This window comes from Prosthecobacter sp. (assembly GCF_014879935.1).
In the GTDB taxonomy this organism is placed as follows: Bacteria; Verrucomicrobiota; Verrucomicrobiia; order Verrucomicrobiales; family Verrucomicrobiaceae; genus Prosthecobacter.
In genome coordinates this window covers 1-9,731 of record NZ_JACSRD010000286.1, presented here as the reverse complement: position 1 = coordinate 9,731, position 9,731 = coordinate 1, and the positions used below count along the sequence as shown (strand labels likewise).

Genomic DNA, 9,731 nt, shown 5'->3' with positions numbered 1-9,731 from the left:
TTCCGAGGCTGTGTATTTGCTGCCGCTCGCGCTCCATTCGTCGAAAAGCTCATAACCATCTTCTGCGAATTGATGGTGGAGGCTCATGCCGACATCAACCCAATCATCATAATCCATGTCAGCGTTGAGCGTTGCGAGTGCCCGCCGCGCATCACTTTCGGTGATGCCTGCGACGGGGAGACTTTCCAGCCCATCGGCTGCCGTTTCGTCAGTCACAATCTGGATGCTTGGGCTTGCGGCTTCTGCCCTCTCTTCGTGCTCGATGTCAGCCACGGAGAAAGGGCGGGATGCGAAAAAACTGGCTAAACCGGGGCAATCCAACAAACCGCACTCGCCTTTGAAAATGACGGGGACAAACATGGGCTGAACCGGATTTAGTGAGGCTGGGTCAAATTTGTCCACCTTCAGCATTCGCGCCACGGTTCGCACGGCTGATGCATACTGTTCGGGAGGGATGTCTTTTGCTTCCACCACGATGCGGATGCGAGGCTGTTCGGGGGTCGAAGAAATCGTGGCATAGGCGAAGAAATTGTATTTCCCTAGGAGTTGCTTGAGGAGTTGGGGATTGTTCACGAAACGTCTTGCCTCTTCGCCGTTATCGAGGTCCAGACAGATCAAATTGCACAGCCGGGCGTTCTCTCGTGTGCGACCTTTCCACGGGGACTTTTTGAAGGTGCATGGCAGGAAATAGGGAAGTGTTTCTTTTACCGCAGCACGGCCAGCTTTGTCCATCATCTGGAATTCAGCGCGTGTGATTGAGAGCTTGTGCGGCTCGTCACGGAGGGCGGTGACGAACTCCTTGAACGTGGCGGCTGGATGGGCTTCAACGGTGGTCGATTTGACGGATTCGCCGATGAAATAGAGTGGTTTCGGGGACATGGTGGATGGTTGTTGCGCCCCTGCTCCCGCTGGTCTGATCTCCGCGCATCAATCACGAGCGCCGGCCATTGGCGAAAGTCAGTGGCTCGTTTCGTTTTAGCCTTCGCTTCCTGACTCAAGAAACAGCCGCAGACTCTCCGCTGAGATGAGCCGTTTGCCGCGCTGATTCCCTCGGATGCGCAGGCAGGTGCTTTTGATTTTTCGCTCTCCCATGAGCGAATAAAGAGATGAGCGGCCAATAGAAAACAGGCGGCTCGCCTCTTTGATGGTGATCCACTCCAGCGGAGTGGTTGTGACGATGGTGGATTTGGGCGGTGTTGCTTGGCGCATGGCAGATCATGCCAAGCGCCAAATCGGCTACTACCTACCCTCCCCAAAAGCTGAATCAGGGTTTCCCGCGCTGCTTATTCTTGGTGCGTTTTGGCTTCATTGCGTCCCTGAGACAGCGAAAAAAGGCCTCCTCTCCTGCGACCGATTCTTTCTTCCATTTCGTCCATCTTTCGCATCTTTCCACCAGCGCATTCACCATTGCATCGACCTCGGCTTGCGCCTTCCTTTTTGCGTCCTCCAAAGAAGCGTAATCCGCTTTCTTCCCCTGTGTCGGGTAAATCAGTTTGTTTTGCTCTGCTCTCGATGTCTGCGCTTTCTCAAGCCAAAGGGCGGCCAGCCCCTTCAAAACCTTCGCCCAATGATTCACATCGTTGGCATTCATTCTACCGTCTTGAGACAGCGTTGGCAGGTTCAAGTCTTTGAGTTCACTTTGAAGATCGCTGGTGATTTTACCCCAGCCGCAGCCGGGATAAATACGCACCAAGACAACCGCGCCGCCATCATCCATCGGCATGAATCTGGGGGCGTCTTTTTGCCGTTTTTCTAGCTCATCCAATGGACACTCTTCATCGAAAGCATTCCTCCATTTAACGAAGCGCAGGGCTTGTGGATAGCCCTCGTATGCGTTGAGCAGTCTGGCCCCCTTTGACTGATCTCCACAGAGCAGCCTCAACAACAGGCGCTTCGCGTCCTCTGGTAGTTTTGCCCATGGTGTAGCGGGAAAGTCGGAACTATCGAAGACATCATCAGCCGTGTTCCTAACGGTGCTGGAATCTGGCCTGCGTTTTTCCGCTGCAAGCCGGTAAAACTCAGGGAGCATTCCGTGATAATAGCCATGCCTTGCGCACTCCCATTGAACCGCTGCCATAAAATCTTCACGCTGGCTTGCACTTGGGGTGTTTTGATTGGCGAAAGCAACAAGGACAACCGCCTCTTGTCTTGAGTCGGGCAATTTTGGAGGGGGCAAAACTTCCCCCCTGCGCTCAGTGCTCGGCGGCACAGAACTGGTGCCCGTCCCCCCTGCTCCGGTGGCAGCCTTCGCCTTGGATGTACTTTGCTTGGGCATGGCATCAGAGATCGGCAGGCAGCACATCCAACCCCTCCGCTGCCGCAATCTCGCGTTGCAGTCCATCAAAGCTCAGGAACACCGTGGCCTCCCATTGCAGCGCGGTGGCGATGTGAAGCAGGTCAAACGAGCGTGCGCCACGCTTCATCGTGTGCCGCTCACTCAGGCGCTCCACGATTGCCGCCACGTCGGTCCAGTTCGCCCCGGCTTCAATGATCACGCCGGAATCCAGATCGTTCTCGAACTGCGCCAGCACCATCAAACCCTCCGTTTCCGAATACCCCTTCTTGGCGTCACGGGACCGCAGGAACACCTGAAAGCGCACGGCCTGCCGGAACTCGTAGGCCAGGAGGGATGAAATCACAATGGGGGCACCGACGGCCTCCAGCGTCTCAATCGCCCGCTCTGAATTCGCCTGCTGGCGGTAGAGAGCGCACAGAAAGGACGTGTCCGCGCAATGCATCAGCCGTGGCAGTGTTCAAGCTCCGCTTCGCGCATCTCCTGCACCTCCGCCTCGCTGAACACGCGGTTGCCCCATGTCTGCCGCAGGCGGGCGCGGAAATCCGGCAGCGGCACGCTTTGCGGCTTGGGAGTGGTCGGAAGGAAAACACCCAGCTTCTTGCCCCCCTGCATCACAGACACAACCTCGCCAGCCATCAGCAGACTGGCGTAAGGCGTCGTTTGATCGAGTGTCAGGGTGGACATGATGACGGAGGATAGCCGTTCGCCCCTCCTGTGGCAAGCCCTCACGCATCAACCGTGGACACGGATGGAAAGGGGCAATCAACTGGGGAATTTGTTCCCATAATGTTCCCTTTGCGGCTGATTTTCGCTTTATTCGTTCATAAACCACTCTTTTTCAGAGTGGTGCGCAGGGAGGGGATCGAACCCTCGACCAATTGGTTAAAAGCCAACTGCTCTACCGCTGAGCTACCTGCGCTTCCCGGTAAGGGGGCGGGTATGTATTCATATGCCGGGCCTGCGCAAGCCGGAATATGCCGCTGAACGGACTTTCTCGACCAGCGCCACAAGACTCGTTTCGGGCCGATTGACCGCGAAAAAGTGGACTCCCGCCGCCGCAGCGCCTTCACCATCGCATCTGGCATCGTCGCCGATGTGGAGACAGCGGTCGGGCTCGCAGCCCGCGACGGCCAGCGCCGCCTGAAACATGCGTGGATGCGGTTTGGAGGCCCCGACCTCGCTGGAAATGATCACATTCTCAAAGAACCGCATCAACCCGTGCCCTTCCAGGATGGAGCGGAGACGGCGGTCGAAGTTCGAGAGAACGAGCAGGCGATGATCGCGCGAAAGGTCCTCCAAAGCGGGCCGGACGTCCACGAAGACCTCCCAGGCTTCAGGTTTCGCGTAGTGAGCATAAAGTTCGGCGAAAAGGCAGTCCAGCGTGCTCTCGGCCAGGGGAGTGCCAAGCACCCGTGCAAACACATCCGCCACGAGCAACCGCCACCAGCCGCGATCGTCATCGGCGGGAGGTTGATCCGGCGGGTGGATCGGCTGGGCTGCGGCCTTCCACGCGTCACGAAACGCCTTCATCAGATCTTTTTCAGCCACATGCATCCCGTGGCGGCCGGCAAAAAGAGCATAGGTGCCACCGACCGGGAAAGCAGGCCGGATCAACGTCCCGGTGGCGTCAAAAAACAATGCATGGAGGCTCATGGGCACAAAAAAGCGGGGGCGGCCTTGTCAGCCGCCCCCGCTTCGGGACAAACGTTACTTGGACATCGTGCGCGGATTCTTGGCGGCGGTCTCCTCGACAACCGGCTCGACGGGAAGTTCCGGCAGTTTGCAGCGCCAAGCGGAGCCAGGAAGGGCGTAACCCGGATCAAGATCATTCAAGCTGCCTACCATGTAGGGCTTCGGTTCCGGCGGGGTGAAGACGTTCCAGAAAGGCCAGTAGGTGCGGTTCACGGTCTCGCCGTAGGTGGCCAGGGTGCTCTGATAGACACGACGGGTGGAACCAAGGCCACGCTGCACAACTCCGGTGGCGACGCTCGGCCAACGCTTGATCACCGTGCCCGTGTAAGCCGCGCCGTCATCGACGGTGTCGAGGGCGTAATCGAGGTAACGTGTGGTCTCACGATAAACGATGTCGTCGGTGCGGCGGATGGCCGTCATGCCGATGTTGGTGTAAACGCGGGCCTGCTTGTCAGCGACGATGCCGACGTAATCCGCCGTGTCATCCACGGTGTCCACCGTGCTTTTCACCACCTGACCGCCGGTCGAGCTGACGTAACAAAGGCCTTCATTGGTCGCCGGGGCGGCACGGCAGGGCAGCTCAGACGTGTAGCGCGGAACACCGGCAACGCTGGTGCAGCCGCTGCTATTGTAGCCGGTGCAGGAAGCAAGAATTGTGATGAGGGAGAGTGACAGCAGCAATTTCATAGGAGATTGGAGATTCTGTCGGAAAACGGCATGAAATGTCAAAGTTAAAATCGGAGAATGTGCCCGAACGTGGCACAAAACACGCGGGAAAGCGTGAAAGAGCCCCCGCACACCCGCGTTTTGCGGCCTGAAAACCAAAATCCCCCGCCCGCTCCGTTCCCTCCATGAAAATACCCCTTCTGATCGCCACCAGCGCACTCACTCTGGCCGCGCATGCCGCCCCCGACCTCAAGGCCACCGCGGCGAAGATCGATGAACTGGTGAACGCGAAGCTCGCCAAGGAGAAAATCACCCCGAACAAGCCTGCCAGCGACGAGGTCTTCGTCCGCCGTGTCTATCTGGATGTCGCCGGCCGCATTCCGACGCTGCACGAAACGACCGAATTCCTCAAAAGCAGTGATCCCGAAAAGCGTGCGAAGTTGATCGATCGCCTGCTGGCCAGCGACGGCTATGTGCAGAATTTCTACAACTACTGGGCCGACATCCTCCGCCTGAAGAGCAACATGGTGGGGGGCGGCCAGAGCCTCCCGGCCTTCCATGCCTATTCAAACTGGCTTAAAGACAGCCTGCGGACCAACAAGCCCTACGACCAGATGGTCCGCGATGTGGTGACGGCCGACGGCAAGACGTATGAGAACGGCGCCGTCGGCTTCTACATCCGCGATTACAACATGCCGCTCGACAACATGGCGGTGACGACCCAGGTCTTTCTGGGCACCAGCATGGTGTGCGCCCAGTGCCACAACCATCCCTTCGACAAGTGGACGCAGATGGACTACTACCAGATGGCGGCCCACACCTACGGCATGACCAGCAGCAATGGCCTCACAAACCCGCTGCTCGCCCAGGCCATCTATGGCGGCGGCACGGCGAAGAAAAAGGCCACCCGTTATGGCGGCGCTGCCGGCAAGTTCGACATGCCCGAGGGCATCGAAAAGAAGGACGTGGGCCGCGCCATGACGGAAATCCTCCGCCCGCTGCGCTACAACACGGTCATTGACGACTCCCACCGCAAGGCCCTGCGTCTCCCGCACGACTATCAATACAGCGACGCCAAGCCCAAACAGACGATCGAGCCTTTGATCCCTGCCTCCTTCAGCAAGGACGGCAAGATCGCGAAGGAAGGCCACAGCCCCATCACCGCCTATGCCGCGTGGATGACGAGCAAGGAAAACCCGCGCTTCACCACGGTCATCGCAAATCGTCTGTGGAAGAAGCTCATGGGCCAGGGCCTGATCGAACCCGTCGATGAGATCACCGACAGCACCGTGCCGAGCAATCCGCAGCTCATGAGCTTCCTGGAGGACACGATGAAGGCGGCGAACTACGACATGAAGGCCCTGCTGCGCGGCATTTTGAACTCCGCCGCCTATCAGCGCGAGGCTTACACGAAGGACGTCGAACTCGGCGAGATCTACAACTTCCCCGGCCCCCTGCTCCGCCGCATGAGCGCCGAGCAGATCTGGGACAGCATGGTCGCCCTCTACAAGCCCAATCCCGACACGCCCAGCATTGAAACGAAGATCGAGGCGGAGACCTCCTTGCGCCGCGTCGAGTGGCTCGACCGCGCTTTGAACAGCCTGTCGCCCAAGGAATTGCAGCAGTACACCGTCAAGGTCGCCCAGAAGCAGAAGGAACTGGCCGCCGAAGTCCGTGCCGCGCAGGAGAAACTCGACGCCGCGACCAAGGAGAAGGACGAAGATGCCATTCGGGAAGCTCGCCGTGCGATCCAAAGCCAGCGCAAACGCATCGACGAGGCCGTGGACGCGATTGTCTATGACGCCGGCTTCAAGCGCTTCGCCGAACTCGCCGACGCAGGCCGCCTGAATGAGATCATCAAGGACGAGGCGTTCGTGAAGGAGGTCGAGCTGGTCCTGAAGTCTGGAAAGAGTGAAAAGCTCAGTTTGGAGGGCGCTCTCGGCCTGCTGGCCAAACAACGCCGTGCCAAGCACCAGGAGCAGATCAAGTCCCGCACGAAAGCCGACGCCGAGCGCTTCGAGGTCACCAGCAAGAATGAGAAGACCTCGCTCGCTGCCTGGGAAAACTTCCGCGACACCTATATGCTGCGCGCGGCGGACCTGCGCAGCCCGGCGCCAAACGGCCACTTCCTGCGTGAATTCGGCCAGAGCGACCGCGAGCTGGTGCAGAACTCACGCGACGAGGCCAGCGTGAGCCAGGCGCTCATGCTGCTGAATGGCAAGGTGTTCACGAACCTCATGAACCGCTACTCCGTCATCGCCCGCTCCATGGACAAGGCGAAGAAGGACGGTGGCGAGGCAGTCATCGACTCGGTTTATCTCAGTCTGTTGAGCCGCAAGGCCAGCGCTGAGGAGAAATCGCTGCTCAAGCCCATCGCCGACAATGCCGACGGAACCGATCGTGGCGACGTTCTCTGGACGGTGCTGAACACCCGCCAGTTCTTCTTCATTCAATGACGCCTGGCAGGCTTGCGGCCTGCATTTGAACGACTCCCACGCGGAATGCGAGCCATCGCATTCCGCGTTTTGCCTGGCAGGAACCAAGATTGTGTCTGGTGGAAACCTACGTCACCATCAAAACATGAGAATCCCCTGCTTTGCCGCCTTCGCTCTGGCCTGCGTCTTTCCAGTGTCAGCCTATCCCTGGGCTGATGAAGGTCACAGAGCCATCTGGGAAGCGGCCCAATCCCTCCTCACGCCACAGGCAAGGCAGCAGGTGGATGCCACGCTGGCGGGAGACAAACTGGAGCTCACCGCAGTCTGGATGGATCGCGTGCGTGATGCCGCCAGGAACGAAGGCCCGCTCATCGGCGACGCGGAGGCGGCTGATTTCAACCAAACCTTCCCCTACAACGCCACCTGGCACTACGTGGACCTGCCGCTGGACGTGAAATCGTATCAAGAAGCGAAGGTTTTCACCACACGTGACGACGTGGTGCAGCAGATCAACCTCTGCATTGATTGCCTCGGCGGAAAAGCCACCACGCTCGACAAACGCACCGCCCTCCGCGTGCTCGTGCATCTGGTGGGCGACATCCACCAGCCCATGCACTGTGCCAGCGGCTTCTTCGACGTCAGCGACATCCGGCATCCGGTGCTGAAGACCGATCCCGTCTCATGCCTGCCGTTGAAAAAGGAAAAGCTGGAGGATCGTGGAGCGAACCAGTTGTTCTTCGGACCGGAGAAATACGACCAGATGCACGCTCTGTGGGACTTCGAGCTTGTGAAACGTCTCGCAGGCCTGAAGAACCTGGCGAAGCTGCTTCAGGACGCTTTGCCGAAGGTGAACGCCACCACGCCCGGCGATCATCACACCTGGGCGGAGCAATGGGCAGGCGAATCCGTCGTCCTGGCCAAAGGGGCTTACGCCGGCATCGAATTCGGTGCCTGCACGCTCAACACCAGCGGCAAAGGCCCTAAGATCGAACGCATCGAGGTCAAACTGCCGGCCGACTACATCGACAAACAAAAGGTCGTGGCCGGTGTGCAGATGGTCAAAGCCGCCGCACGAACGGCTGCGGTGCTGAATGCGATCTGGAAGTGATCAGGCCACAATGCCCTTCACCACTTCCCCGGCGATGTCGGTGAGCCGGAAATCCCGTCCAGCATAGCGATAAGTCAGCCTCAGGTGATCCAGACCGAGCAGATGGAGAATGGTCGCATGCAGATCGTGGATGTGGACCTTGTCCACCGCCGCGTAGTAGCCGTAATCGTCCGTCGCGCCGTAGGCGATGCCCGGTTTGCTACCGCCACCGGCCAGCCACATGGTGAAGCCGTGCGGATTGTGGTCCCGGCCGTCGGTTCCCTGCGCCACCGGCGTGCGGCCGAATTCACCACCCCAGATCACCAGCGTGTCATCCAGCAAGCCCCGTGATTTCAGGTCCGCCAGCAGCCCGGCGATGGGTTTATCGACTTCCGCCGCGTTTTTAGTGTGACCTTTGAGCAGATCGCCATGCTGGTCCCACTGCACAAAACTGTCACTGTGCGTGACCTGAACGAAACGCACGCCTCGCTCGGCAAAACGCCGCGCCATCAGGCACTGGCGGCCAAAATTGGCCGTCACCGGGTCGTCGAGGCCGTACATCTTTCGCGTCGCCTCAGTCTCGCCCGAAATGTCCTGCAATTCCGGCATCGTGGACTGCATGCGATAGGCCAGTTCGAACGAATTGATCCGTGCCTCCAGCGCCGCATTGGCACCCGTGGACACCAGATGGCTGTGATTCATCTGCGACACGAGATCAAGCTGTGCCCGCTGCAGTTCCGGCTTCAGCGACTTGTTCTGAATGTGCCGGACCACGGCTTTTTCCGCCGCGATGCTGGCATTTCCGAGCGGTGTGCCCTGGCAGTGTGCAGGAAGAAAAGCGGAGCCCCAATTGTTCACGCCCCCGTGCGCCAGCGTGGGACAAATCGTGATGAAGGCAGGCAGATCCGTGTTCTCCGTGCCCAGACCGTAACTCACCCACGATCCCATGCTGGGACGCACAAATGTGTCGCTGCCAGTGTGAAGTTTCAGCAAGGCTCCGCCATGGGCCGGATTGGTGCCATGCATCGATCGGATGATGCACAGATCATCGACATGCTTCGCCACATTCGGGAACAGATCACTCACCGGCAGGCCGCTCTGGCCATAATTCTTGAACTTCCACGGCGACTTCAAAAGATTCCCAGTCTGGGCGAATTTGACGCGAGGCAGCGCAAAAGGCGGCGGTTTGCCATGATCGCGGTCCAGCAGCGGCTTCGGATCAAAGGTGTCCACTTGTGAAGGACCACCCTTCATCAGCAAAAAGATCACCCGCTTCGCTTTTGCGGGAAAATGCGGATGTTTCGGTGCCAGCGGGTCCACGACCGCCGCTTGGGCGGCCTCCAGGCCCAGGACACCCTGCAAAGCAAGATAACCGAACCCTGCGCACGACTGGCGCAGCATCTCGCGGCGGCTGAATGGCATTGGATTCACGGCCAGGAATACGACGCATCAGCCGGTGCTCTTGCCACTCTGTCAGCCCAACTTTGGGTCTTCGCTGTTTCGGGTGGGCGACCTGGGAGAGCGATTCAGGCCGAAAAGTATCCGGGTGGGGCAG

The 9,731-nt window shown here is 59.2% G+C and carries 10 protein-coding genes and 1 tRNA gene; 2 read left to right on the top strand and 9 right to left on the bottom strand.

Going from position 1 to position 9,731, the window contains the following annotated elements; genetic code table 11:
* The 8 genes from IAE77_RS30875 to IAE77_RS30840 form a co-directional block, all read right to left on the bottom strand.
* A partial coding sequence (locus IAE77_RS30875; protein WP_294235550.1) for a PriCT-2 domain-containing protein occupies positions 1 to 879 on the bottom strand: 879 nt, incomplete at its 3' end.
* Positions 880 to 975: 96 nt separating this feature from the next.
* Positions 976 to 1,209, bottom strand: coding sequence for a helix-turn-helix domain-containing protein (locus IAE77_RS30870; RefSeq protein WP_294235548.1), 234 nt, complete (start codon positions 1,207 to 1,209; stop codon positions 976 to 978).
* Between the two features lie 55 nt (positions 1,210 to 1,264).
* Complete coding sequence (locus IAE77_RS30865; RefSeq protein WP_294235546.1) at positions 1,265 to 2,275, bottom strand: hypothetical protein; 1,011 nt, start codon at positions 2,273 to 2,275, stop codon at positions 1,265 to 1,267.
* 4 nt (positions 2,276 to 2,279) lie between these two features.
* Positions 2,280 to 2,738 carry a type II toxin-antitoxin system VapC family toxin gene (locus IAE77_RS30860; protein WP_294235544.1) on the bottom strand — a complete coding sequence of 153 codons (459 nt, stop codon included), beginning with the start codon at positions 2,736 to 2,738 and terminating at the stop codon, positions 2,280 to 2,282.
* Positions 2,738 to 2,980, bottom strand: coding sequence for a hypothetical protein (locus tag IAE77_RS30855; RefSeq protein WP_294235543.1), 243 nt, complete (start codon positions 2,978 to 2,980; stop codon positions 2,738 to 2,740). Before IAE77_RS30855 ends, IAE77_RS30860 begins: the two co-directional genes overlap by 1 nt.
* Positions 2,981 to 3,140: 160 nt before the next feature.
* Positions 3,141 to 3,215: transfer RNA gene (locus IAE77_RS30850), tRNA-Lys, on the bottom strand.
* 26 nt (positions 3,216 to 3,241) lie between these two features.
* On the bottom strand, positions 3,242 to 3,949 hold the full coding sequence (locus tag IAE77_RS30845) for an HAD-IA family hydrolase (protein WP_294235540.1): 708 nt from the start codon (positions 3,947 to 3,949) through the stop codon (positions 3,242 to 3,244).
* A 54-nt stretch (positions 3,950 to 4,003) separates the two neighbouring features.
* Positions 4,004 to 4,675, bottom strand: coding sequence for a hypothetical protein (locus tag IAE77_RS30840; protein ID WP_294235538.1), 672 nt, complete (start codon positions 4,673 to 4,675; stop codon positions 4,004 to 4,006).
* 164 nt (positions 4,676 to 4,839) lie between these two features.
* Between IAE77_RS30840 and IAE77_RS30835 the strand changes: the two genes are divergently transcribed.
* Both IAE77_RS30835 and IAE77_RS30830 read left to right on the top strand, forming a co-directional pair.
* Positions 4,840 to 7,110 carry a DUF1549 domain-containing protein gene (locus IAE77_RS30835; protein WP_294235536.1) on the top strand — a complete coding sequence of 757 codons (2,271 nt, stop codon included), beginning with the start codon at positions 4,840 to 4,842 and terminating at the stop codon, positions 7,108 to 7,110.
* 124 nt (positions 7,111 to 7,234) lie between these two features.
* Complete coding sequence (locus tag IAE77_RS30830; RefSeq protein ID WP_294235534.1) at positions 7,235 to 8,197, top strand: S1/P1 nuclease; 963 nt, start codon at positions 7,235 to 7,237, stop codon at positions 8,195 to 8,197.
* On the opposite strand, the gene IAE77_RS30825 is transcribed toward IAE77_RS30830, so the two are convergent.
* Positions 8,198 to 9,598: a DUF1501 domain-containing protein gene (locus tag IAE77_RS30825; protein WP_294235552.1), complete on the bottom strand. Its 1,401-nt coding sequence runs from the start codon at positions 9,596 to 9,598 to the stop codon at positions 8,198 to 8,200.
* Between the last annotated feature and the right edge of the window lie 133 nt (positions 9,599 to 9,731).

Excerpts from the sequence above, each read along its gene's own strand:
- IAE77_RS30835 (WP_294235536.1), top strand. The coding sequence starts at position 4,840 with ATGAAAATACCCCTTCTGATCGCCACCAGCGCACTCACTCTGGCCGCG.
- IAE77_RS30860 (WP_294235544.1), bottom strand. The coding sequence starts at position 2,738 with ATGCATTGCGCGGACACGTCCTTTCTGTGCGCTCTCTACCGCCAGCAG.
- IAE77_RS30845 (WP_294235540.1), bottom strand. The coding sequence starts at position 3,949 with ATGAGCCTCCATGCATTGTTTTTTGACGCCACCGGGACGTTGATCCGG.
- IAE77_RS30830 (WP_294235534.1), top strand. The coding sequence starts at position 7,235 with ATGAGAATCCCCTGCTTTGCCGCCTTCGCTCTGGCCTGCGTCTTTCCA.
- IAE77_RS30865 (WP_294235546.1), bottom strand. The coding sequence starts at position 2,275 with ATGCCCAAGCAAAGTACATCCAAGGCGAAGGCTGCCACCGGAGCAGGG.
- IAE77_RS30840 (WP_294235538.1), bottom strand. The coding sequence starts at position 4,675 with ATGAAATTGCTGCTGTCACTCTCCCTCATCACAATTCTTGCTTCCTGC.
- IAE77_RS30870 (WP_294235548.1), bottom strand. The coding sequence starts at position 1,209 with ATGCGCCAAGCAACACCGCCCAAATCCACCATCGTCACAACCACTCCG.
- IAE77_RS30855 (WP_294235543.1), bottom strand. The coding sequence starts at position 2,980 with ATGTCCACCCTGACACTCGATCAAACGACGCCTTACGCCAGTCTGCTG.
- IAE77_RS30825 (WP_294235552.1), bottom strand. The coding sequence starts at position 9,598 with ATGCCATTCAGCCGCCGCGAGATGCTGCGCCAGTCGTGCGCAGGGTTC.